Below are 22,552 nucleotides of genomic sequence, written 5' to 3' on the forward strand. Positions count from 1 at the left end.
AAGCCCCGTTAACAGCGGGGCTGCTTGGAGGGTTTATTCAACGCACATCAGCATAAAGCCCATCGAAGAATCGCCGGAGGGTTTGTTATTGCCTACTTTGAGTGTTAATACGTTGACGTAGTTGATGGCCGGGACACTGCCCAACTTGGCATGGCCATAAAAGATATGTTCATTGGAACTGACATCCGTGACGGAAACTGTACAGAATCGTGGCGGCTGCTTAAAGACACCGGGCACGAAGCGGACTTTGTATTCCGAGAAATAATCAGGCTGCGCCGTCAACTTTATCTCTTTCAGCCACTGGGGTGATTGCGCAGTAATCTGGCCTTTATCATCAACAGACGCGGTAAAAATCCGGCTATCCGCGTATGCAAAAGAGCCTGTTGCTGCCAGCGCCAGAATGACGCCAACTGTTTTAATAAAACCCATCATCAATTCTCCATCATTGAATATCATCAAGGCCAAACCTTAAATGATCCGAGGCCGAAAAAAGCGCGCTTTCAATGACGCACGAACAAAACAGAAAAACTGTGAAAACACAGCGAACTCAATTCACTCGTTCCCGGAAACTTCCGATTGTAAAAACACCGGGGCGTTTCGATTTGTAGGCAATGTCTGATAAACCCAAGGACACTTCATGGGCAATCCAACCGCTTAAACACACCGCTTGTCCGTGTGGAAGCCGGGCTTGCCCGCAATGGCAGTGAATGAGCCAATATTTGCGTGCCTGACACACCGCCATCGCGGGCAAGCCCGACTCCCACATTGGATCTCCATCGATTTAGAGATCGAGGTTGGTCTTACACGACCGTTGCGGGCAGACAGATCGCCGCTTATAGTTCGCCGGTCGCTGAGAACAGCGATAGGGTTTCGCAGCCCTAACGATACGTGTGTAACCGAGCATCATGAATGCAACGTGGAGCGCTTCTGCGCCCGACGTTTACTTTATGGTGGCTGTGTGTGGGAGACCTTCGGGTCTGCCGGGTTCCTCGTATCCTCGGTCTGCGAACCCGCACACAGCTACCACCCATTCGTTTCGCAGCGATCGGCGGTAGTCCTTCTAGATACGAGGAATATTTGCCATGACCGACCCATTACCACCCCGCCGCTTCTACACCTGCACCGAGTCCGCCACCGATTCACCCGTGCTCTTGATCGACAGCGCCGCCCCATTGCCCGACCTCCACGCCTGCCTGCGCGAACGCCTCAACGCCGCCCTCGAACACCTCAACCTGATGGCCTGCTCCAGCCTGCCGGACTTCGCCGAGCGCGACCTGAATAACGTGGCCAATACCGCACGTATTCTGGTGCAGGACGTGAGTGATGTGTTCCGCGTCATCGAGCACCGAGGCTTCGATACCGCCGCCTGATCAAATCCCACCCACAAAAAAGCCCGCATCGCTGCGGGCTTCTTTTTAAACGCTTAAGGCTTAGTTCACCTTAGCGTTCAACTCACCTTTCAAATACCGCTGGTACATCGCTTCCAACGAGATCGGTTTGATCTTCGAAGCATTACCGGCAGTACCAAACGCTTCGTAGCGAGCGATACACACGTCACGCATCGCGGTCACGGTGGCGCCGAAGAATTTACGTGGGTCAAATTCGCTCGGGTTGGTGGCCATCAGGCGACGCATCGCGCCGGTGGACGCCAGGCGCAGGTCGGTGTCGATGTTGACTTTGCGCACGCCGTACTTGATGCCTTCGACGATTTCTTCAACCGGCACGCCGTAGGTTTCTTTGATGTCGCCGCCGTACTGGTTGATGATCGCCAGCCACTCTTGCGGTACCGAGGAAGAACCGTGCATCACCAGGTGGGTGTTAGGGATGCGTTTGTGGATTTCCTTGATGCGGTCGATGGCCAACACGTCGCCGGTAGGTGGCTTGGTGAACTTGTAAGCGCCGTGGCTGGTGCCGATGGCGATGGCCAGGGCGTCCACTTGGGTCTTCTTCACGAAGTCGGCCGCTTCTTCCGGGTCGGTCAGCATTTGGCTGTGGTCCAACACGCCTTCGGCGCCGATGCCGTCTTCTTCGCCGGCCATCCCGGTTTCCAGGGAACCCAGGCAACCCAGCTCGCCTTCAACCGAGACGCCGCAGGCGTGAGCCATGGCCACGGTCTGTTGGGTGACGCGCACGTTGTACTCGTAGTCGGTTGGGGTCTTGCCGTCTTCGCCCAGGGAGCCGTCCATCATCACCGAGCTGAAGCCCAGTTGGATGGAGCGCTGGCACACGTCAGGGCTGGTGCCGTGGTCCTGGTGCATGCACACCGGGATGTGTGGGAATTCTTCGATCGCCGCGAGGATCAGGTGACGCAGGAACGGGGCGCCGGCGTATTTGCGGGCACCGGCCGAAGCCTGGACGATCACTGGGGAGTCGGTCTTGTCAGCGGCTTCCATGATGGCGCGCATCTGCTCAAGGTTGTTGACGTTAAAGGCTGGGACGCCGTAGCCGAACTCGGCTGCGTGGTCCAGCATTTGACGCATGCTGATAAGTGCCATTGTGTTGTCTCTCCCGATCGAGGGTCGTTAATCGTGCAAGCCTGCCGTAGCGGCGACTGCTATTCAAGTTATTGCAGATCAAGGGGTTAAGGCCTGGCCTGCTGAATCGTTATTGCAGTGTCCGGTTCAAAATCCATGTCACTTTGGAACCGGATCTACTGCGGGAGCAGGCTTGCTCGCTCCCACATTTTTGATCTCATCACATTCCAGACCCTGTTCTGTCTTATTGGGCCTTGCAGCCACGCCCAATCAAATCATCGGTGGCGACCCAGTAAATCAGGCCTTCCTCACCTTTTGTGTGAAACGCCAATTGATCGTTGCTGTACAGCACGCCCGAGGCGGCAACGTCTTGCTTAAGACGGTAAACCTGGTCCGAACCACCGAGGCGAACATCCACCTCGGAACGGGCCTGATTGGCAAAGCGCCAGTTGATCTCGGCCTTGCTGTCGCAAGTCCAGGTCGTCCACTTGTCCGCCGGCTCTGCCTTGTTGAACATGTTCATGCTGCTGCAACCGGCCAATAAGGCCACTGCAACCAGGGCGAATACGCCTTTCATTGCCAATCCTCGAACGGCGACTCGAAGGCCGCCACTGCTGTCGGTTAATTGATCAGACCGGTCATGGGCAACCCTGTTCCTGACCGTTGGGCGCAGCGTCGTATTTCTCCAGCCGTTCATTGCCGATGCGCTTGTTGATCACCGGCATGGTCTCGGCTTGCCAGTCAGCCTGGTAGCAGCTCTTTTTCTGCCCCGGCGCCGGCTTTTCAGAGTCCGGCGCTGCGCGTTGCGTGCTACCGCAGCCGGCCAACAGGCCTGCTGCGATTACCAGTGCCAACGACTTGATCATGGGAAGACTCCTTTTCCGGATCACGAGCCTTAGCCTTTGGCTCGGGTTTCCAGCACTTCAACGGCCGGCAGGACTTTGCCTTCGACGAATTCCAGGAATGCGCCGCCACCGGTAGAAATGTAGGAGATCTGGTCAGCAACGCCATATTTATCGATGGCTGCCAAGGTGTCGCCACCGCCGGCGATGGAGAAGGCAGCGCTTTGAGCAATAGCCTGGGCCAGGACTTTGGTGCCGTTGCCGAATTGATCGAACTCGAACACGCCAACCGGGCCGTTCCACAAAATGGTCTTGGACGACTTCAGCAGTTCAGCGAAGTTGGCCGCTGTTTGCGGGCCGATATCCAGGATCATGTCGTCGGCAGCCACGTCCGCGATGAGCTTGACGGTGGCTGCAGCGCTTTCGGCAAACTCCTTGGCGACCACCACATCCACCGGCAACGGCACACTCACTTTTGCCGCAATGGCGCGGGCGGTGTCGAGCAGGTCCGGCTCATACAGGGACTTGCCCACCGGGTGACCGGCTGCCGCCAGGAAGGTATTGGCAATGCCGCCGCCGACGATCAACTGGTTGCAGATCTGGCTCAGGCTGTTGAGTACGTCGAGTTTGGTGGAAACTTTGGAACCGGCCACGATGGCAGCCATCGGTTGCGCCGGAGCGCCCAAGGCCTTGCCCAGTGCATCCAGCTCAGCGGCCAGCAGCGGGCCGGCGGCGGCGACTTTGGCGAACTTGGCCACGCCGTGGGTCGAACCCTCAGCGCGGTGAGCGGTGCCGAAGGCGTCCATTACGAACACGTCGCACAGGGCTGCGTATTGCTGGGCCAGTTCGTCGCTGTTCTTTTTCTCGCCTTTGTTAAAGCGCACGTTTTCGAACAGCACAATGTCGCCTGGCTTGACGTCGACGCCACCCAGGTAATCAGCCACCAACGGCACGTCACGGCCCAGCGCCTTGCTCAGGTAGTCGGCCACCGGCTTGAGGCTGTTTTCGGCGGAGAACTCACCTTCGGTCGGGCGACCCAGGTGGGAGCAGACCATCACGGCCGCGCCTTTTTCCAGGGCCAGCTTGATGGTCGGCAGCGAGGCCAGGATTCGCGCATCGCTGGTGACAACACCGTCCTTGACGGGGACGTTGAGGTCTTCGCGAATCAGTACGCGCTTACCTTGCAGATCGAGGTCGGTCATCTTCAACACGGTCATGGGTCGCAGTTCCTGAATTACTGTTGAGGTTGTTTAGAGGCGATGTGCAGATAATGGTCCGCAACATCCAGCATTCGGTTGGCAAACCCCCATTCGTTGTCGAACCAGGCCAGGATGTTCACCAGCCTGGGGCCGGAAACACGGGTTTGGCTGGCATCGACAATCGCCGAATGCGGGTCATGGTTGAAATCACAACTGGCGTGCGGCAACTCGGTGTAGGCCAAAAGGCCCTTGAGCGGGCCGCTGGTGGCGGCGTCGCGCAAAATCCGGTTGACCTCAGTGGCATCGGTATCGCTGACGGTTTGCATGGTGATGTCCAGGCAGGACACGTTCACCGTCGGCACCCGTACGGCTTTGGCCTGGATTCGCCCGGCAAGTTCCGGCAATAACCGTTCGATACCACGCGCCAGGCCGGTGGACACCGGAATCACCGACTGGAAGGCCGAACGTGTACGCCGCAGGTCCTCGTGGTGATAAGCGTCGATCACCGGCTGGTCATTCATGGCCGAGTGGATGGTGGTGATAGACACGTAATCCAGGCCAATCGCCTGATCCAGCAGGCGCAACAGCGGTACGCTGCAGTTGGTGGTGCAGGAGGCGTTGGACACCAGCAGTTCATTGCCGGTCAGGCAGTCCTGGTTGATGCCGTAGACGATGGTGGCGTCGACATCCGCCTCGCTGGCCATCGGCTGGGAAAACAGCACACGCGGCGCACCGGCGTCGAGAAAACGCTGGCCATCGGCACGGGTGTTGTAAGCACCGGAGCATTCCAACACCAGGTCGACGCCCAGCGCCGCCCAGTCGATGCCCTCGGGGGTGGCACTGCGTAGTACTTTTACGCAGTCGCCATTGATATGCAGACAATCGCCGTCGACCCGCACTTCGCCGGGGAACCGGCCGTGGGTGGAGTCAAAGCGTGTCAGGTATTCGATACTGGCCATGTCGGCCAAATCGTTGATCGCGACAATTTCAAACCCGGCAGCCGCCCCTCGTTCGAACAGAGCACGCAAGACGCAACGACCAATGCGGCCGTAGCCGTTGAGTGCAACTTTGTAGCGACGCGGTTGAGGCATGGGGTTCTCGATTACCTTGGGTAATAGGGTGGCTGTTAGATCGCTTTCGCGAGCAAGCCCGCTCCCACACTTGAATGGGTTCACAATTGCAACTGTGTGAACCCGATCAAATGTGGGAGCGGGCTTGCTCGCGAAGGCGTCAGTACAGCCACCTCAATCTACAGCCTTAGTCTTCCAGCAGTTCTTCAGCCTGACCCAGGATGTTTTCCAGGGTGAAACCAAACTCTTCGAACAACGCTGGCGCCGGCGCCGACTCACCGTAGGTGGTCATGCCGATCACGCGGCCTTCCAGGCCCACGTACTTGTACCAGTAGTCGGCGTGAGCCGCTTCGATGGCAATACGCGCGCTGACCTGCAGCGGCAATACCGATTGCTTGTAGCCGGCGTCCTGGGCTTCGAACACGCTGGTGCACGGCATCGATACAACACGCACCTTGCGGCCTTGTTCGGTGAGCTTGTCGTACGCCTGAACGGTCAGGCCCACTTCGGAACCGGTGGAGATCAGGATCAGCTCCGGCTCGCCAGCGCAGTCCTTGAGCACGTAGCCGCCACGGCTGATGTCGGCGATCTGCGCGTCGGTACGCACTTGGTGTTGCAGGTTCTGACGCGAGAAGATCAGCGCCGAAGGGCCGTCCTTGCGCTCGATGGCGTGCTTCCAGGCCACGGCGGATTCGACCGCGTCGGCTGGGCGCCAGCAATCCAGGTTCGGCGTGGTACGCAGGCTGGTCAATTGCTCGACCGGCTGGTGCGTCGGGCCGTCTTCGCCCAGGCCGATGGAGTCGTGGGTGTACACATGGATCACCCGCTTCTTCATCAGCGCGGCCATACGCACGGCGTTGCGCGCGTATTCCATGAACATCAGGAAGGTCGCGCCGTAAGGCACCAGGCCGCCGTGCAGGGACACGCCGTTCATGATGGCGCTCATGCCGAACTCGCGCACGCCGTAGTACATGTAGTTACCGCTGGCGTCTTCCGCCGAAACACCTTTGCAACCTTTCCACAGGGTCAGGTTGGAACCGGCCAGGTCAGCCGAACCGCCGAGGATCTCAGGCAGCAGCGGGCCGAAGGCATTCAGGGTGTTCTGGCTGGCTTTACGGCTGGCGATGGTCTCGCCCTTGGCCGCGACTTCGGCGATGTAGGCCGAGGCTTTTTCCGAGAAGTCGGCAGGCAGGTCACCGGCCAGGCGACGCACCAGTTCGTTGGCCAATGCCGGGAATTCGGCGGAGTAGGCAGCGAAACGCTGGTCCCACTCGGCTTCGGTCGCCAGGCCTTTTTCCTTGGCGCTCCACTCGGCGTAGATGTCGGCCGGGATTTCGAACGGGCCGTGGTTCCACTTCAGCGCTTCGCGGGTTAGGGCGATTTCCGCGTCACCCAGCGGGGCGCCGTGGCAGTCTTCTTTACCTTGCTTGTTCGGCGAGCCGAAACCGATGGTGGTCTTGCAGCAGATCAGGGTCGGCTGCTCGCTTTTGCGCGCGGTGTCGATGGCGGTCTTGATCTCTTCCGGATCGTGGCCGTCCACGTTGCGGATTACTTGCCAGTTGTAGGCTTCGAAACGCTTCGGGGTGTCATCGGTGAACCAGCCTTCGACTTCGCCGTCGATGGAGATGCCGTTGTCATCGTAGAAGGCAATCAGCTTGCCCAGGCCCAGGGTACCGGCCAGGGAAGCGACTTCGTGGGAAATGCCTTCCATCATGCAGCCATCACCGAGGAACACATAGGTGTGGTGGTCGACGATGTTGTGGCCAGGGCGGTTGAACTGCGCGCCCAGTACTTTTTCAGCCAGCGCGAAACCAACCGCGTTGGCCAGGCCTTGGCCCAGGGGACCGGTGGTGGTCTCGACGCCTGGGGTGTAGCCGAATTCCGGGTGGCCCGGGGTGCGGCTGTGCAGCTGGCGGAAGCTCTTGAGGTCATCAATAGTGACGTCGTAGCCGGTCAGGTGCAGCAGCGAATAAATCAGCATCGAGCCGTGGCCGTTGGACAGCACGAAGCGGTCACGGTCGGCGAACGACGGGTTGCTCGGGTTGTGTTTCAGGTAGTCACGCCAAAGTACCTCGGCGATATCCGCCATGCCCATCGGGGCACCGGGATGGCCGCTGTTGGCTTTTTGCACGGCATCCATGCTGAGGGCACGAATGGCGTTGGCACGCTCACGACGGCTGGGCATCGCTGATCTCCTGGGGTTTGAATATAGAAACCGAAAAAAGGACCGGCATTTTCCCTCAGCCACCGCCTGCGGGCAATGACAGATAGTCACTTGACGGTGTTTTTCCTGCGCATTGCCCGGCAATCGCTTGCAGAAACGCCCCACGGCTTCGTCTAAAGGTTATAGCGGTGGCTTATAACCGCCACTTATCGACCAATATCAAAACTTTTTGATATTGGCCTTGCAGGGATTTACACCCATCACTAGACTGCTGGCCTTATGAACCTACCCGTGCCCTCCCTGCGTCCTGACGATGGCGATGAGCTGGCTGCCTTATGCAAGGCCGCTGGTGATCCGTTACGCCTGAACGTACTGCGCGCACTGGCCAACGACTCCTTCGGGGTACTGGAACTGGCGCAAATCTTTGCGATTGGCCAGTCCGGCATGAGCCACCACCTCAAGGTACTGGCCCAGGCCGAGCTGGTAGCCACCCGCCGTGAAGGCAATGCGATTTTTTACCGCCGCGCCCTGCCCCACACCGAGCTGCTCGGCGGCAAGCTGCACAGCGCTTTGCTCGAAGAAGTCGACAATTTGAGCCTGCCGGCGGATGTGCAGTCGCGCATCGCCCAGGTCCACGGGCAACGGGCCGCCGCCAGCCAGGACTTTTTCTCTCGGGTTGCCGAGAAGTTTCGCGCCCAGCAGGACCTCATCGCCGGTTTACCGCAATACCGCGAAAGCGTACTGGCGCTGTTGGACAAGCTGAGCTTCAGTAATGAGGCGACGGCGCTGGAAGTCGGCCCTGGCGACGGCGGTTTCCTGCCGGAACTGGCGCGCCGCTTTCAGCAGGTGACGGCGCTGGACAACAGCCCGGCGATGCTCGAACTGGCGCGCCAGCTGTGTGAGCGCGAAGCCCTGGGCAATGTCAGCCTGCAGTTGGCAGACGCGTTGAATGACACCAGCCTGCGGGCCGATTGCGTGGTGCTGAACATGGTCCTGCACCATTTCGCCGCCCCCGCCGACGCCCTCAAGCAGATGGCAAACTTGCTACAACCCGGCGGCAGCCTGCTGGTTACAGATTTATGCAGCCACAACCAGAGTTGGGCCAAGGAGGCCTGCGGTGATCTCTGGTTGGGTTTTGAACAGGACGATCTGGCCCGTTGGGCCACCGCTGCGGGACTCGTTCCCGGGGAAAGCCTCTATGTAGGTTTACGTAATGGTTTCCAGATCCAGGTCCGCCATTTTCAGCGGCCGGCTGGCGACACTCACCATCGGTAAATATCAGGAAATCATCGAGATGAGCGAATACTCCCTTTTCACCTCCGAGTCCGTGTCTGAAGGGCATCCGGACAAAATCGCCGACCAGATTTCTGACGCGGTGCTGGACGCCATCATTGCTGAAGACAAGTTTGCCCGTGTGGCGTGCGAGACTCTGGTGAAAACCGGCGTGGCGATCATCGCCGGTGAAGTCACCACCACGGCCTGGGTCGACCTGGAACAGATCGTCCGTGACGTCATCACCAAGATTGGCTACAACAGCTCCGACGTCGGCTTCGACGGCGCGACCTGTGGCGTGATGAACATCATCGGCAAGCAGTCCCCCGACATCAACCAGGGTGTGGACCGCGCCAAGCCTGAAGATCAGGGCGCTGGCGACCAGGGCCTGATGTTCGGCTACGCCAGCAACGAAACCGACGTGCTGATGCCAGCGCCGATCACCTTCTCGCACCAACTGGTGCAGCGTCAGGCCGAAGCGCGTAAATCCGGCGTGCTGCCGTGGCTGCGCCCGGACGCCAAGTCCCAGGTGACCTGCCGTTACGAAGGCGGCAAAGTGGTGGGCATCGACGCCGTTGTACTGTCGACCCAACATAACCCGGACGTGTCCTACGCCGACCTGCGCGAAGGCGTGATGGAGCTGATCGTCAAGCACGTGCTGCCTGCCGAGCTGCTGACCAAGGACACCCAGTTCCACATCAACCCGACCGGCCAGTTCATCATCGGTGGCCCGGTGGGCGACTGCGGCCTGACCGGCCGCAAGATCATCGTCGACAGCTACGGCGGCATGGCCCGTCACGGCGGTGGCGCGTTCTCGGGTAAAGACCCCTCCAAGGTTGACCGTTCCGCCGCCTACGCCGGTCGTTACGTGGCCAAGAACATCGTGGCGGCCGGCCTGGCCGAGCGTTGCGAAATTCAGGTTTCCTACGCTATCGGTGTGGCTCAGCCTACGTCGATCTCGCTGAATACCTTCGGCACCGGCAAGATCAGCGACGACAAGATCGTCAAGCTGGTGCGTGAGATCTTCGACCTGCGCCCTTACGCGATCACCACCATGCTCGACCTGCTGCACCCGATGTACCACGAAACCGCAGCCTACGGCCACTTCGGTCGTACCCCTGCGCAGAAGACGGTCGGCGACGACACCTTCACCACGTTCACCTGGGAAAAAACCGACCGCGCCAACGACCTGCGCACCGCTGCAGGCCTGTAATCACTCGCGGCACACCAAGCCCCGCAGGGTAAACCCTGCGGGGCTTTTTATTGGCCGGATGATTAACGGGAGAGCAGGTCAACAAAGGCTGTAACAAACTGGCTGGCTCCCAGGCCAAGGTCGACGCCAAGCAGCAAACACAGGAAGCCAAGCGGGATAAGAACGAGGCGGTGAAGGCCGTGGGCGGCCTGTTCAAGTAACTCGAAACACCCGGTAAAAAGCCCCGCAGCGTCGGGGCTTTTTTGTGGTCGCCTGGATCACTTAGGCTGGGCGCCCCTTCCGAGCAAGGATGCTCATGATGCGTTTACTGATTGCTCTTTTCCTCAGCGGCCTGCCTTTGTGGGCCTGGGCAGACAATTGCCCCGAGGACGCCCGATCACAGGTCGACACCCTGGCCGAACAAATCAAACTTTGGGATGACAGCTACCACCGGCTTGGCCAATCACCGGTCAACGATGAACTCTATGACCAGGCTCGCCATCGCCTGGCTCAGTGGCGATCGTGTTTTACTCGGTTAACAAAAGCCACCGACAACCCATTGGCCAGTTCACGGGGCACGCGGGCTCACCCGGTCGCGCACACCGGCCTGGAAAAGCTGGTCGATGAAAAGGCTGTCGATGAGTGGCTCGGAACCCGACAAGACGTATGGATTCAACCCAAGGTCGACGGCGTTGCAGTGACGCTGGTGTATCACCAGGGTCGGCTGAGCCAACTCATCAGCCGAGGTGACGGCCGGCTCGGCCAGGATTGGTCAGCCGTCGCGCGCAAGCTCCCCGGCATCGTCCAGCGACTGCCGGAACCCATCAACCTGGTGCTGCAAGGCGAACTCTATTGGCGCCTTGACGATCATGTGCAGTCAGAACACGGCGGGGTAAGTGCCCGCAGCAAGGTGGCCGGGCTGATGAATCGTCGCCACCTGAGTGACGCTGACGCCGCTGGAATCGGCTTGTTCGTGTGGGCCTGGCCCGACGGCCCGGCAGACTTCACCACGCGCCTGGCCACCTTGGCTCGCTGGGGGTTTGCCGACAGCCGTCGCTACAGCCAGCCCATCCAGAACATGACGGATGCCGCGCACTGGCGCAGCTACTGGTACACCCATCCACTGCCATTCGCCAGCGATGGCGTGGTGTTGCACCAAGCGTCATACCCGCCGGCCAAACGCTGGCAGACCGGAACGCCTTACTGGGCGGTCGCCTGGAAGTACCCGGTGACCAAAGCGCTGGCCATGGTGCGCAAGGTGCACTTCAAGATCGGCCGCACCGGGCGCATCACCCCCATTCTGGAACTGGACCCCGTGCGGCTGGACGATCGGCAAATTCGCCGCGTCAACGTCGGCTCCCTGAAACAGTGGCATGCGCTGGATATCCGTCCTGGCGATCAGGTCTCCATCAGCCTTGCCGGCCAAGTGATTCCGCGGTTGGACCAAGTGATCCTGCGCAACAAGACAAGGGTGGCGGTGCAGGTGCCGGATGCGCGGGACTTCCACGCGTTGAGCTGTTGGCAACTGGACCCGGGGTGCGAGGAGCAGTTGCTCGCCCGTCTGACCTGGCTGAGCAGCAATCAAGGCCTGTCCTTGCCGCATATAGGGCGCGAAACCTGGAACGCTTTGATCCAGGCCGGTCTAATCGCAGGCTTTCTCGATTGGTTGACCCTGGATGCGGCAGAGCTTGCTAACATTGACGGCTTCGGTGAGCGCAGCCGTGCCCGGGTGCTCGATAGCCTTCAAAGCGCTCGGCAACGTCCCTTTGCGCAATGGCTCAAAGCGCTGGGCGTACCGCCTTCGGCACGTAACGATCTGGAGGGCGGCTGGCAGACCCTTGCCGCCAGAGACGTCCAGGCCTGGCTGGCCACCGACGGTATTGGCCCGGGCCGCGCGGCGCAATTGAGCGCTTTTTTTCGCGACCCGCAAGTACAAGCATTAGCTGAAACATTACGTGTGGCCGGGATTGACGGGTTTTAAGCCCAGCCCGGCCACCTTTAACCCCGGCAGAATTCACCCTGCCAACCGATTGCGACCTTGGAGCCTTACATGAAATTTCTAGCCCCACTAGCCTTGTTGACCGTCGCAAGCTTCATGACCGCGCCGCTGCTGGCTGCCGAAGAAGTCCCGGAACTTACCGGCTGCGCCGCCAAACGCCAAGCCATCAGCGCCCAAATCGAACAGGCCAAGGCCCATGGCAACAGTGAACAGCAAGCCGGCCTGGAAAAAGCCTTGAGCGAAGTCACCGCCCACTGCACCGACGCGTCCTTGAGGAAAGAGCGCGAGAACAAGGTGCTCGACGCCAAACACGAAGTCAGCCGCCGTCAGGCTGACCTCGACAAGGCAATGAAAAAGGGTGACGCGGACAAGATCAACAAACGCAAAGACAAGCTCGCCCAGTCCCGCAAGGAACTGCAGGACGCCGTCGAAGAACTCGACAAGTAAAACCGATCAGTGGTCCCGAAACTGTTTATGGCAGGCTGTGCAGGCATCTTCGACCTTCTGCACCGCCGGCCCCAGGTTACTGGCTTTGTAAGGTTGCAGTTGGCTTGCGATCACCAATTCACCGGTGGCCGCTTCAAGGCTGCGGGCCAACTCCTGAAAGCGTGCCTGCTGTTGCCACACGTTGTCCTTGGCGCTGGTGTGATCTTCTTCACGCACGCTCGGGAAATGCTTCCACGGTTCGTGGGACAACGCATCGAGCTTGACGGCGCCTTCGGCGAACTTGGCGCCGTCGAACGGGATACGCCCGCGCAACATGCCGCCCAGGTCTTCGCCGGTTTTGAGCATCTGCTTGAAGATCGCCTTGCGTTGGCCCAGGGGCGAATTCGGATCGACACCGCCGCAAGCGGACAAGGTCAGGCAGGCCAGCAATACCACGGTCAGTTTTTTAAAAGTCATGTTGGCTTCAAGGTCACGGGAAACGGCGGCCAGTATCCTCGCCCCGCCCGCAAAGACCAATAGCCCTATTAATAATAAGGGTTGCCTGAATGCGCCACGGCGCGGGCAACCGCTTCAGGAATTGTTTGTATGACTATCACGTTGAAACCCTGGAGCCGCCGCCTGGCGTTGGCTCTGCCGATGATGGCGTTGTTGGCCGGATGCGATGGCGGTAAAGAAGCCCACAAAAAAGAGGAAGCAGCCAAACCCCATGCGGTCGCCACCTATGTGAGCGCACCGTGGGAAGCCCTGCCAGCCGTCTCCGACAGCGATCTGCTCGCCGGGTTTGAATCCTGGCGCAGCGCTTGCCAACGCCTCAAGGCCGACCCGGTATGGGGCGCCACCTGCGCAGCGGCAGCCACCGTGCCGGGTGACGCCGTGGCGGTTCGCAGTTTTCTCAAGGAACGCCTGGATGTATTCGGCTTGCGCTCGGCCGACAACACGCCGAACGGTCTGATCACCGGCTACTATGAGCCGGTCTACCCCGGCAGCCTGACCGAAACCGCCACGGCGCATGTGCCGGTTTACGGCGTGCCGGATGACCTGATCATCGTCAACCTGGAAAGCATCTACCCGGAACTCAAAGGCAAGCGCCTACGCGGCCGTCTCGAAGGCCGTGTACTCAAGCCCTATGACGATGCCAGTACCATCAACGGCCAGGGCTCCACGGCCAAGCCGATTGCCTGGCTGACGAACCCGATGGACCTGCAATTTCTACAGATCCAGGGATCGGGGCGCATTCAACTGGCGGGCGGGCGTCAACTGCGCGTCGGTTATGGCGACCAGAACGGCTACCCTTACCGACCGATCGGCCGCTGGCTGGTGGAGCAAGGCGAGCTGAAAAAAGAAGACGTGACCATGGGTGCCATCAGCGCCTGGGCCAAGGCGCACCCGCAACGAATCCCGGAACTGTTGGCGAGCAACCCCAGCTACGTGTTTTTCAGCGCCCGCCCGGACAGCAATGAAGGCCCGCGTGGTTCGCTGAATGTGCCGCTGACGGCGGGCTACAGCGTGGCCGTGGATCGCAAGGTGATTCCGCTGGGCAGCCTGCTGTGGCTGTCGACCACCCAACCCGATGGTTCACCCATCGCCCGCCCCGTCGCCGCACAGGACACGGGCGGTGCCATCACCGGCGAAGTGCGCGCGGACTTATTCTGGGGCACAGGTGATGCAGCGGGTGAATTGGCCGGCAACATGAAGCAGCAGGGGCAGATCTGGATGTTGTGGCCCAAGGGTGCAGCGTTGCCGCAGGTGCCGGACGCACCCGCCGGGACCTGAAGACCACTGAAGATCGAATGTGGGAGCGGGCTTGCTCGCGAAGGCGGTGTATCAGCCAGCACAACTGATGACTGGCCCGCCGCCTTCGCGAGCAAGCCCGCTCCCACAATGAAATCGCGTCAGCCTTTAGATCGAGACAAAAAAGAAACTCGCAATCAGCGCCATGCCCACGAACCACACCAACGAACGCAGCATCGCCCAGTCCGCCAGGTAGCAAATGATGTACAGCAGGCGGCTGGTGATAAACAACACTGCCAGCACATTAATGGTCACCAGCGACGCCGTACCGGCCAGGTGCGCAATGATCACCGCCGCCGCAAACGCAGGCGTCACTTCAAAGCTGTTGAGCTGCGCGCTGTGGGCGCGTTTGGCGAACCCTTCGAGCGTGTCCAGAAAAGCCCGCGGGTCATGGTTCTGGCGCGGCCCGAACTTGCCACCGCTGAATTTGGCCAGACCCGTGCACAGGTAAGGCAGAAAAATTGCTACCAACACACACCAGAATGCCACTGTCATCACAGATTCCTTTTGTCGTTTTAGTCAGCGGTTAGAGTTTTAGCACTAAAAATGCGCAGCCGCACTTAACCGCTATGAGCCGTGCCGCACCGAAAGGTTCTATCGTCTTTTGCTGCGTGATTTGCAACATCCCGCCACGACTGCGGTCCATCCCCCCATTAATAATCGCTCACCCTCTTCCAAGGACTCCGGATGCTTGAACTTGTCGCCGCCTTCATCTGCCTCACCACCCTGCTCACCTATGTGAACTTCCGTTTTATCGGCCTGCCGCCCACCATCGGCGTGATGGTCACGGCCCTGTTGTTCTCCCTGATCCTGCAAGGCCTGAGCGTTATCGGCTACCCCGGCCTGGAAACACGGATCCAGCAATTGATCGGCCAGATCGACTTCGGCGATCTATTGATGAACTGGATGCTGTCATTCCTGCTGTTCGCCGGCGCATTGCACGTCAACCTGAATGACCTGCGCAGTTATCGCTGGCCCATCGGCTTACTCGCAACCTTCGGCGTACTCATCGCCACCGGGGTGATTGGCAGCCTGGCGTACTACATCTTTGCCTTGTTTGGCTGGCACGTGAGCTTCCTTTACTGCCTGTTGTTCGGCGCATTGATCTCCCCTACCGACCCGATTGCAGTGTTGGGTGTGCTGCGAACCGCGAACGCATCGAAACCCCTGAAAACCACCATCGTCGGCGAGTCGCTGTTCAACGACGGTACGGCCGTCGTGGTCTTTACCGTGCTGCTGGGCATCGCACAGTTGGGCGAAACGCCAACCGTCGGCGCCACCGCCATGCTGTTTGCCCATGAAGCCATTGGCGGCGTGGTATTTGGCGGGCTCATCGGTTACCTGGTGTACCTGATGATCAAGAGCATCGAGCAGCACCAGATCGAAGTGATGCTGACGCTGGCCCTGGTGATTGGCGGCTCGGCGATGGCGAGCGAGCTGCACGTTTCCGCGCCGATCGCGATGGTGGTGGCCGGGCTGATCATCGGCAACCTGGGCCGCAAACTGGCGATGAACGACATGACCCGGCGCTACCTGGATGGTTTCTGGGAACTGCTCGATGACATGCTCAATGCCCTGCTGTTTGCGCTGATCGGCATGGAGCTGCTGCTGTTGCCGTTCAACTGGCTGCACGTGTTCGCGGCCAGCTTGCTCGCCGTAGCGATCCTGCTGTCACGCCTGCTGACCGTGGCCCCGGCGATTCTGTTGCTGCGCCGCTGGCGCACAGTCCCACGCGGCACCATCCGTATTCTGACGTGGGGTGGCTTGCGTGGCGGGGTTTCGGTGGCACTGGCCCTGGCCCTGCCGCTGGGCCCGGAACGCGACCTGTTGCTGAGCATCACCTACATCGTGGTGCTGTCGTCGATCCTGTTGCAGGGGTTGAGCATCGGCAAGCTGGTCAAACGTGTGACCCGGGACGAACCCCAGGCCACGCCTGAGCCTCACTGACCCTTGTTGATCTGCTGCGGATGCCTCGGGTCCGCAGCCGCTTTGCCCGGCAAACTGCTTTCGCTGCGAATCTGCGCATGGCTGATCAGCGCAAAGATAAAACTGCCGCCGATGATGTTGCCCGCCAGCGTCGGCCCGGCAAACACCAGCCAGAAGTCTTTCCACGGCAGTTCACCGGCAAACACCAGGTACGACACTTCTGCCGAGCCGACGACGATGTGGGTGAAATCCCCCAGCGCCATCAGGTAGGTGATCAGGATGATGATGAACATCTTCGCGCTTTCCATGGACGGGATCATCCAGACCATGGTGGCGATCATCCAGCCGGAAATAATGCCTTTGGCAAACATCTGGCCAGGGTCGTTTTCCATGACTTTGCGGCCTATCTCAAGGAAGGCCATGTCGGTCTTGGTGTCGAAAATCGGCAGGTGCAGCATCACATACGCCACCAGCAAGGTGCCGCACAGGTTGCCCACCAGCACCACGGTCCACAGCCGCAACAGGCGCCCGGTATTGGCCAGCGTCGGTTTGCTCATCACGGGTAGCACGGCGGTCAAGGTGTTTTCGGTGAACAGTTGCTGGCGCGCCAGGATCACCGCCAGGAAACCCGCGCAGTAACCGAAGCTGGCAATGACCTTGAACCCTTCACCGTCCGGCAGCCGTGAGTTGAGCAGGCCCATGCCCATCAACGACAGGCCCATGGTCAGCCCGGCAGCCAGTGCCGACCACCACAACGCGGCGACAGTGCGCTCCAGCTCCTGATCGCCCTGGGTACGGATGATTTCATGCAGAACCGCCGCGCGGGGCGGCTGGTTCTTGTCGACGTCGTGCTGTTCTTCTTGCGACAGGTTGGGGGTTTTACCGTCTGCTTGAATGGCCATGATGTACCGAGTCCGAGGAGTGCTTTTAGCTACGACACGCCGCGGCAGTGGCTGTTCAGTGGCCAGGCAACAAAACCGGTATGCGCCAGGCTTTGGCCATCTCTACCGTGGTTGAACTGTGCGGTGTACTCCAAGGCTTATTGCGGGCTTTGTAGTACTTGATTATGCCGTTGAGCACACTATTGAACTGCGCCGACGTCGCTGCGTCAGCCAGGTCACGCACCGCACGGTTCAACAGTTCGACATTGGCGGCCGGCTGGCCGGGACGGTACAGCGATGGGTAAATGACCTCTCGGGTAAAGTTTTCAGCCTTCACCGCAATATCGCGCCGGTGCATGTGGGCTACGCCACTGGCCATGACCTTGGACAACGGTGAGGCACTTCCCGATTTCTGTTTAGCCGCCACTTGCAGCAGTTGCTGAAAATTGCGCTGGCCCGCAGCGTTAAGGCGCCGCCCCAACCACTCGATATGCTCGGGCCGACGCGCTAGCGCATCCAGATTACGCAGCGCCGAAGTCACCGCTGGCGTGAACACCAGAGACGTACGGGCTTGATTGGCTTGCGTGATCGCACTGTCCAACGCTTGCAGCGCCTGCTGCGCGCTCTTTCGAAACAACACTGCCGCAGCGCCGGCCGGGTCCTTCTGCAGTTGATCCTGCACGCTGGCCAGCATTTTATCGTCCATCGCCAACACGGCATCTTCCAAAGAGGCAAACGAATGCGGCTCACGCACTAGTGCACGTTTTTCCAGGTGCCCCGCCACCGTTTGACGAGCCAGGGCCTGAAGGCGCTGTTTCTGCTCGGGGGTCATGGTGAAGTTGACGGTGCCATTGAACAGGCCGCGAAAGTCGCCTTTGTCCGTGTTCAGCGGCAAGGTAACGGTCTGATCGGCATACCCTTTAAGCCGCTCCTCTTGGAAGGCATCGGCCGCCGCGTGTGGCGTACCGGTAAAGACGTCGCCAAGATGACTGGAAAAGCCGCCGCTTGTTTGCGCCGCTGTCGCCTTTTCGGGCTCGAATTTGACGACCAGCGATTCGTCCTTGCCCAACGGGCTCTCTTGGAACGATCGCTCAATGACGCCGGGAGCCGGGGTGTTGACGAGCAGACCACCGTCCTGAAAGGCCGTGACTTCGGCCGCCGCCTGGAACCCATGGCCTTGCTCGGCCGGGCTCTTGAACAGCCCCGGCAGCGAACCGGAGATATGGGCTGCGTGGGCGATGTCCATATCCGGGGTCAGGCTGGCGTTGAACACCACCAACTGCGGTCGCCCATCGAACATGCCCGTACCGGTGATGTTGAGTTGCTTGATCGCCGGGACGTGACGGCTGAGCACCTCAAGGTCGCGAAACGTCGGCGCACCTCCCGCGCTGAGCCGGTCGGCGATTTTCATGACGTCGGCGGGTCGGGTGGCCCGGGGCATGCCCGCGATATGGGCAAGAATCGACTTGCGCGACGCGTTGCGCATCATCTCTTCCAAGGGCTGCGCCTTGGTTTGCAGGCGCGGCAGCATAGTCAGCAGCAGCTGGGAAATATTGCCGGCGGGGCCGGGCAGTCGTCCGGCGAGCGTGCCAAGCTCTGAGCTGAGCGTTTGCAGCTTGGCGATCAATGGGTCTTTGCTATTGAGCAAGCCAGGCAAGTCAATACTGTTCGACAGCGCGCCGAATGCGTTGGCGTCCATACCACTGGCAAGCAACGTTGCGGAAATAGCACCCGCCGAAGAGCCGGAAATTACCTTAATGCCTTGCAGCTGTTTGGCTTCTTCAAGCGCCTGCACCAGCCCTGGAAAGGCGATGCCCTTGGCGCCACCGCCGCTGAGCACCAGATGGGTGGGCGGAGGCGGCGACAGCATCACCTCCACCCGTCCATCGCTATGGCGATACACGCTCAGATTGCGCTCGCCCACACCTTTTACCAGCGGCGTTTTCACCTCCTGACCGATGTTTTGAGGCAATGGGGGTTGAATCGGTGCAGCCGAACCGGAAACTTTCATACAGGGCTATCTCTACAGATTGTAGTCCTGAGTGACGAGAGAGCCCCAAAAAGATCCGTCTGGAATAATCCCGTAAAGAATCAAACCGGCGCGGGGTTATTCGCTAATGCCGTCTTCCTGGAACTGATCCTTCACGTACTTGATCTCGGTACGCCCGTGCGGCGCCGGTAAACCGTCTTCACCGAGGTTGACGAAGACCATTTTTTCCACGGTCAGGATGCTTTTGCGGGTGATCTTGTTACGCACTTCACAGGTCAGGGTGATGGAGGTGCGGCCGAACTCGGTGGCGGTGATGCCCAGTTCGATGATGTCGCCCTGGCGTGAGGCGCTGACGAAGTTGATTTCGGAGATGTACTTGGTTACCACGCGCTGGTTGCCCAACTGGACAATGGCGTAGATGGCCGCCTCTTCGTCGATCCAGCGCAGCAGGCTGCCACCGAACAGGGTGCCGTTGGGGTTGAGGTCTTCGGGTTTTACCCATTTGCGGGTGTGGAAGTTCATGGTCACTCCAAAGCGTCTTGCCGAATGATGGGCAACATCATGGCAGAGCCCAGGCCCAACCTCTATGAGCCATTGCCTATCAACCCCATGCGCGATCTTCATATGGCCGACAGAAAGGCTTGGGAAGTCTGGCGCGCACAGCTATAATCGCAGCGCTTCAAAACGGTCATCTTCAATTGATACCGTTCTCCCGCCACCTGTCCGAGGGGCGCTGCAGCAGGCTAGACCTGTCAGGCTCGGATGGGGCGTTGTCGGGCCTGGTTCACCTGGCCTGATACTAAACGCACAACGGCGCCCATTCGCACACTACGAATGGAGGCTCTTCATGAGCGCTGTAATCTCGCCTGCAGGTTTTACCGACTACAAAGTCGCCGATATGTCCCTCGCTGCCTGGGGCCGTCGCGAAACCTTTATCGCCGAATCCGAAATGCCAGCCCTGATGGGTCTGCGCCGCAAGTACGCCGCTGAGCAGCCGCTCAAAGGCGCGAAGATCCTCGGCTGCATCCACATGACCATCCAGACTGCCGTGCTGATCGAAACCCTGGTTGCCCTGGGTGCCGAAGTACGTTGGTCGTCCTGCAACATTTTCTCGACTCAAGACCAGGCCGCTGCTGCTATCGCTGCTGCCGGCATCGCGGTGTATGCCTGGAAAGGCGAGACCGAAGAAGAGTACGAGTGGTGCCTGGAGCAAACCATCCTCAAGGATGGCAAGCCATGGGACGCCAACATGATCCTCGACGACGGCGGCGACCTGACCGAGCTGCTGCACAAGAAATACCCGCAGATCCTCGACCGCGTCCACGGCGTGACCGAAGAAACCACCACCGGCGTGCACCGTCTGCTGGACATGCTGGCCAAGGGCGAGCTGAAAATCCCGGCCATCAACGTCAACGACTCGGTGACCAAGAGCAAGAACGACAACAAGTACGGCTGCCGTCACAGCCTCAACGATGCCATCAAGCGTGGTACCGACCACCTGCTGTCGGGCAAGCAAGCCCTGGTGATCGGCTACGGTGACGTGGGCAAGGGTTCGTCCCAGTCCCTGCGTCAGGAAGGCATGATCGTTAAAGTCTCCGAAGTTGACCCGATCTGCGCCATGCAAGCCTGCATGGACGGCTTTGAAGTGGTTTCGCCGTTCATCGATGGCGTCAATGACGGCACCGAAGCGAGCATCGACAAGGCACTGTTGGGCAAGATCGACCTGATCGTGACCACCACCGGTAACGTGAATGTTTGCGACGCGAACATGCTCAAAGCCCTGAAAAAGCGTGCCGTTGTCTGCAACATCGGTCACTTCGACAACGAAATCGACACCGCTTTCATGCGCAAGAACTGGGCATGGGAAGAAGTGAAGCCACAGGTGCACAAGGTTCACCGCACCGGTGCTGGCGATTTCGACCCACAGAACGACGACTACCTGATCCTGCTGGCCGAAGGCCGCTTGGTTAACCTGGGCAACGCCACCGGCCACCCAAGCCGCATCATGGACGGCTCGTTCGCCAACCAGGTACTGGCGCAGATCTTCCTGTTCGGCCAGAAGTACGCCGACCTGTCGCCAGCCCAGAAAGCCGAGCGCCTGACTGTGGAAGTGCTGCCGAAGAAACTCGACGAAGAAGTGGCCCTGGAAATGGTCCGTGGCTTCGGCGGCGTTGTGACTCAACTGACCAAGACCCAGGCCGACTACATCGGCGTGACGGTCGAAGGCCCGTTCAAGCCGCACGCTTACCGCTACTGATATGCCTGCTGCCTGCTCTCTCTGCGAGAGCGGGCTTTTGTAGGAGCGGGCTTGCTCGCGAAAGCGGTGGGCCAGTCACAAAATAGATTGACTGACCCAGCGCATTCGCGAGCAAGCCCGCTCCCACATTGACGGTGTACATCTTCTGGCTTGATGAGTTTCCATAGGTACGACCATGTCCCAAGACCGTCGCTACAGCTTCGAGTTCTTTCCGACCAAGACCGATGCTGGGCATGAAAAACTGATGGCGACTGCCAAACAGTTGGCCAGCTACAACCCCGACTTCTTCTCCTGCACCTACGGCGCGGGCGGTTCGACCCGTGACCGCACGATCAACACCGTGTTGCAGCTCGAAAGCGAAGTCAAAGTTCCCGCCGCTCCGCACTTGTCGTGCGTGGGCGACAGCAAAGCCGACCTGCGCGGCCTGCTGACGAAGTACCAACAAGCCGGCATCCAGCGCATCGTCGCCCTGCGTGGCGACCTGCCGTCCGGCATGGGCATGGCCAGCGGCGAGCTGCGCTACGCCAATGACCTGGTGAGCTTCATCCGTGAAGAAAGCGGCGATCACTTCCACATCGAAGTGGCGGCTTACCCGGAGATGCACCCCCAGGCGCGCAATTTCGAAGACGATTTGCAGAACTTCGTGCGCAAGGCCAACGCCGGCGCCGACAGTGCGATCACCCAGTACTTCTTCAACGCCGACAGCTACTTCTACTTTGTCGAGCGTGTACGGGCCATGGGTGTCAACATCCCGATCGTGCCGGGCATCATGCCGATCACCAACTACAGCAAGCTGGCGCGCTTCTCTGACGCTTGCGGCGCGGAGATCCCACGCTGGGTGCGCAAGCAACTGGAAGCCTATGGCGACGACGTCAAAAGCATTCAGGCATTCGGCGAGCAGGTGATCAGCGAGATGTGTGAACAATTGCTGCAAGGTGGCGCACCAGGGCTGCACTTCTACACCCTGAACCAGGCTGAGCCTAGCCTGGCCATCTGGAACAACCTCAAGCTGCCACGCTGAGGCGTGCCCGCTTGCGGTGCAGGTAAA

21 protein-coding genes and 1 riboswitch are annotated in these 22,552 nt (G+C 59.9%); of the genes, 9 read left to right on the forward strand and 12 right to left on the reverse strand.

Going from position 1 to position 22,552, the window contains the following annotated elements; all coding sequences use genetic code 11:
• Window positions 1-33: 33 nt before the first annotated feature.
• Window positions 34-456 carry a hypothetical protein gene (locus CPH89_RS07850; RefSeq protein WP_232005433.1) on the reverse strand — a complete coding sequence of 141 codons (423 nt, stop codon included), beginning with the start codon at window positions 454-456 and terminating at the stop codon, window positions 34-36.
• A gap of 626 nt (window positions 457-1,082) precedes the next feature.
• Between CPH89_RS07850 and CPH89_RS07855 the strand changes: the two genes are divergently transcribed.
• Window positions 1,083-1,370, forward strand: a complete 288-nt coding sequence (locus CPH89_RS07855) for a hypothetical protein (RefSeq protein WP_053258418.1) — start codon at window positions 1,083-1,085, stop codon at window positions 1,368-1,370.
• A 60-nt stretch (window positions 1,371-1,430) separates the two neighbouring features.
• On the opposite strand, the gene fba is transcribed toward CPH89_RS07855, so the two are convergent.
• The 6 genes from fba to tkt all read right to left on the reverse strand — a co-directional run bounded on the left by fba (window position 1,431) and on the right by tkt (window position 7,770).
• Window positions 1,431-2,495 carry a class II fructose-bisphosphate aldolase gene (fba, locus tag CPH89_RS07860; RefSeq protein WP_003177554.1) on the reverse strand — a complete coding sequence of 355 codons (1,065 nt, stop codon included), beginning with the start codon at window positions 2,493-2,495 and terminating at the stop codon, window positions 1,431-1,433.
• Between the two features lie 223 nt (window positions 2,496-2,718).
• Window positions 2,719-3,051 (reverse strand): MliC family protein, encoded by a 333-nt coding sequence (locus CPH89_RS07865; RefSeq protein WP_053258419.1) that lies wholly within the window; start codon window positions 3,049-3,051, stop codon window positions 2,719-2,721.
• A gap of 61 nt (window positions 3,052-3,112) precedes the next feature.
• Window positions 3,113-3,340 carry a hypothetical protein gene (locus CPH89_RS07870; RefSeq protein ID WP_053258420.1) on the reverse strand — a complete coding sequence of 76 codons (228 nt, stop codon included), beginning with the start codon at window positions 3,338-3,340 and terminating at the stop codon, window positions 3,113-3,115.
• Window positions 3,341-3,369: 29 nt separating this feature from the next.
• Complete coding sequence (locus CPH89_RS07875; RefSeq protein ID WP_053258421.1) at window positions 3,370-4,533, reverse strand: phosphoglycerate kinase; 1,164 nt, start codon at window positions 4,531-4,533, stop codon at window positions 3,370-3,372.
• 17 nt (window positions 4,534-4,550) lie between these two features.
• On the reverse strand, window positions 4,551-5,606 hold the full coding sequence (epd, locus tag CPH89_RS07880; protein ID WP_053258422.1) for an erythrose-4-phosphate dehydrogenase: 1,056 nt from the start codon (window positions 5,604-5,606) through the stop codon (window positions 4,551-4,553).
• Between the two features lie 166 nt (window positions 5,607-5,772).
• Window positions 5,773-7,770, reverse strand: a complete 1,998-nt coding sequence (tkt, locus tag CPH89_RS07885) for a transketolase (protein WP_053258423.1) — start codon at window positions 7,768-7,770, stop codon at window positions 5,773-5,775.
• A gap of 258 nt (window positions 7,771-8,028) precedes the next feature.
• On the opposite strand from tkt, the gene CPH89_RS07890 reads away from it, so the two are divergent.
• The 4 genes from CPH89_RS07890 (at window position 8,029) to CPH89_RS07905 (ending at window position 12,659) form a co-directional block, all read left to right on the forward strand.
• On the forward strand, window positions 8,029-9,024 hold the full coding sequence (locus tag CPH89_RS07890) for an ArsR/SmtB family transcription factor (protein WP_053258424.1): 996 nt from the start codon (window positions 8,029-8,031) through the stop codon (window positions 9,022-9,024).
• A gap of 19 nt (window positions 9,025-9,043) precedes the next feature.
• Window positions 9,044-10,234: a methionine adenosyltransferase gene (gene metK, locus CPH89_RS07895; protein ID WP_053258425.1), complete on the forward strand. Its 1,191-nt coding sequence runs from the start codon at window positions 9,044-9,046 to the stop codon at window positions 10,232-10,234.
• Window positions 10,235-10,529: 295 nt separating this feature from the next.
• The gene (gene ligB, locus CPH89_RS07900; RefSeq protein WP_053258426.1) at window positions 10,530-12,194 is read left to right on the forward strand and encodes an NAD-dependent DNA ligase LigB; all 1,665 of its coding nucleotides are present in this window, start codon (window positions 10,530-10,532) and stop codon (window positions 12,192-12,194) included.
• Window positions 12,195-12,263: 69 nt separating this feature from the next.
• A complete protein-coding gene (locus CPH89_RS07905; protein ID WP_053258427.1) occupies window positions 12,264-12,659 on the forward strand; it encodes a DUF1090 domain-containing protein in 396 nt (131 codons plus the stop codon).
• A gap of 6 nt (window positions 12,660-12,665) precedes the next feature.
• Here CPH89_RS07905 and CPH89_RS07910 read toward each other — a convergent pair whose 3' ends face one another.
• Window positions 12,666-13,115, reverse strand: a complete 450-nt coding sequence (locus CPH89_RS07910) for a c-type cytochrome (RefSeq protein ID WP_053258428.1) — start codon at window positions 13,113-13,115, stop codon at window positions 12,666-12,668.
• Between the two features lie 129 nt (window positions 13,116-13,244).
• Between CPH89_RS07910 and mltA the strand changes: the two genes are divergently transcribed.
• Window positions 13,245-14,432 carry a murein transglycosylase A gene (gene mltA, locus CPH89_RS07915; RefSeq protein WP_053258429.1) on the forward strand — a complete coding sequence of 396 codons (1,188 nt, stop codon included), beginning with the start codon at window positions 13,245-13,247 and terminating at the stop codon, window positions 14,430-14,432.
• A gap of 126 nt (window positions 14,433-14,558) precedes the next feature.
• Here mltA and CPH89_RS07920 read toward each other — a convergent pair whose 3' ends face one another.
• Window positions 14,559-14,945, reverse strand: a complete 387-nt coding sequence (locus tag CPH89_RS07920) for an MAPEG family protein (protein WP_053258430.1) — start codon at window positions 14,943-14,945, stop codon at window positions 14,559-14,561.
• A gap of 192 nt (window positions 14,946-15,137) precedes the next feature.
• Here CPH89_RS07920 and CPH89_RS07925 point away from each other — a divergent pair, with 192 nt between their 5' ends.
• Window positions 15,138-16,397 (forward strand): cation:proton antiporter, encoded by a 1,260-nt coding sequence (locus CPH89_RS07925; protein WP_053258431.1) that lies wholly within the window; start codon window positions 15,138-15,140, stop codon window positions 16,395-16,397.
• Here CPH89_RS07925 and CPH89_RS07930 read toward each other — a convergent pair.
• The 3 genes from CPH89_RS07930 to CPH89_RS07940 form a co-directional block, all read right to left on the reverse strand.
• Complete coding sequence (locus CPH89_RS07930) at window positions 16,391-17,278, reverse strand: formate/nitrite transporter family protein (protein WP_053258432.1); 888 nt, start codon at window positions 17,276-17,278, stop codon at window positions 16,391-16,393. The two genes, CPH89_RS07925 and CPH89_RS07930, sit on opposite strands and share 7 nt — an antisense overlap.
• A gap of 55 nt (window positions 17,279-17,333) precedes the next feature.
• Window positions 17,334-19,268, reverse strand: coding sequence for a patatin-like phospholipase family protein (locus CPH89_RS07935; RefSeq protein WP_053258433.1), 1,935 nt, complete (start codon window positions 19,266-19,268; stop codon window positions 17,334-17,336).
• 96 nt (window positions 19,269-19,364) lie between these two features.
• Window positions 19,365-19,769, reverse strand: coding sequence for an acyl-CoA thioesterase (locus CPH89_RS07940; RefSeq protein ID WP_010167614.1), 405 nt, complete (start codon window positions 19,767-19,769; stop codon window positions 19,365-19,367).
• A 197-nt stretch (window positions 19,770-19,966) separates the two neighbouring features.
• A riboswitch (S-adenosyl-L-homocysteine riboswitch) is annotated at window positions 19,967-20,073 on the forward strand.
• Between the two features lie 21 nt (window positions 20,074-20,094).
• Here CPH89_RS07940 and ahcY point away from each other — a divergent pair.
• Window positions 20,095-21,504, forward strand: a complete 1,410-nt coding sequence (gene ahcY, locus CPH89_RS07945; RefSeq protein ID WP_053258434.1) for an adenosylhomocysteinase — start codon at window positions 20,095-20,097, stop codon at window positions 21,502-21,504.
• A gap of 175 nt (window positions 21,505-21,679) precedes the next feature.
• Complete coding sequence (gene metF, locus CPH89_RS07950; RefSeq protein WP_053258435.1) at window positions 21,680-22,525, forward strand: methylenetetrahydrofolate reductase [NAD(P)H]; 846 nt, start codon at window positions 21,680-21,682, stop codon at window positions 22,523-22,525.
• Window positions 22,526-22,552: the final 27 nt, after the last annotated feature.

Source organism: Pseudomonas fluorescens, assembly GCF_900215245.1.
Classification (GTDB): Bacteria; Pseudomonadota; Gammaproteobacteria; order Pseudomonadales; family Pseudomonadaceae; genus Aquipseudomonas; species Aquipseudomonas fluorescens.